1 protein-coding gene is annotated in these 960 nt (G+C 62.9%); it reads left to right on the forward strand.

What is annotated here, in order from left to right:
* Positions 1 to 132 precede the first annotated feature (132 nt).
* A partial coding sequence (locus EEB19_RS26275; RefSeq protein ID WP_262365943.1) for an IS481 family transposase occupies positions 133 to 960 on the forward strand: 828 nt, incomplete at its 3' end.

Below are 960 nucleotides of genomic sequence, written 5' to 3' on the forward strand. Positions count from 1 at the left end.
TGTGACGTGTAAGGGCTCGGGACATGCTTGACGTCGTGTCGTCGGGACATCGTTGACGTCTCACGCTTGTCGGTGGTCGCAGTCAGAGTGTGGGGGGTGTCCTTCTCTGCTGAGACTGAATCCGATGCTGAGATCGCTGCACGGGTGCGTGTGGAGGTCAGGTTCCGTGCGGTCACCGAAGTCGCCGACGGTGCTCCGGTCATCGAGGTCGCTAACCGTTACGGTGTCTCTCGCCAAACGGTCACGGCGTGGCGCAAGCGCTATGCCGCATCAGGTCTGGGCGGTTTATCGGATCGATCTCGCCGACCGCGTACTAGCCCGAACCAGATTTCTCCACAAGTGGAGGCGACGATCTGCGAAATGCGACGCACCCACCGGCGGTGGGGTGCCCGGCGCATCGTCTACGAACTCGGACGCCTCGACCCTTATGCGCCCGCGCCCGCGCGGGCCACGGTGCACCGCGTGCTGGTACGCAACGGATTGGTCAATCCTCAAGAGCAGCTACATAAACGGGTCTACAAGCGATGGGAGCGGGAAGCTCCGATGCATCTGTGGCAACTCGACCTGGTTGGAGGTGTGTTCCTGGCTGGCGGCCGGGAATGCAAACTGTTGACCGGCATCGACGACCATTCCCGCTTCGTCACCGTCGCCGCGGTTCTCGAGCAGCCCAGTGGCAGTGCCGTGTGTGAAGCGTTCGTCGGGGCGATGAATCGATGGGGCGTGCCGTTCGAGGTGCTCACCGACAACGGCAACCAGTTCACCGGCAGACACACGCGGCCGTTGCCGGTTGAGGTGCTCTTCGAGCGGACGTGTCGCGAGTACGGCATCACCGCGCGGTTGACCAAACGCCGGTCACCGACCACGACCGGCAAAATCGAACGATTCCATCGCACATTGCGCCGGGAGCTTCTCGACGAGACTGGCGCCTTCGACACCATCGAGACCGCGCAAACGGCTATC

Source organism: Gordonia sp. OPL2, assembly GCF_003797825.1.
Lineage (GTDB): Bacteria > Actinomycetota > Actinomycetes > Mycobacteriales > Mycobacteriaceae > Gordonia.